1 protein-coding gene is annotated in these 254 nt (G+C 45.3%); it reads left to right on the top strand.

Going from position 1 to position 254, the window contains the following annotated elements:
- The coding region (gene gspI, locus IEX97_RS13215) for a type II secretion system minor pseudopilin GspI (protein WP_188883546.1) at window positions 1-254 on the top strand (254 nt) is incomplete at both ends.

Raw genomic sequence — 254 nt, 5'->3', positions numbered from 1 at the left:
AAAACGGATTTACATTAATTGAAGTGTTATTAGCGCTCGCCGTGCTCGCTATTGCGCTCACCGCCCTATTAAAAGCTACGTCACAAGATGTGAACTATACTCAACGCATTAAGGAGCGCACAATCAGTCACTGGGTCGCTATGCAAGGAGTCAGTGCTATCCAACTTGGGTTAATTACCATACCTGCTGGGCAACCCATCACCGAAGTTACAAGTATGTTGAATCAGAACTGGTATTGGCGAGCCCAATTATTG

This window comes from Paenalicyclobacillus cellulosilyticus, from assembly GCF_014647315.1.
GTDB lineage: Bacteria > Bacillota > Bacilli > Alicyclobacillales > Alicyclobacillaceae > Alicyclobacillus_J > Alicyclobacillus_J cellulosilyticus.
Note: the sequence above shows the minus strand (reverse complement) of the source record. Positions and strands in the feature narration are given on the sequence as shown.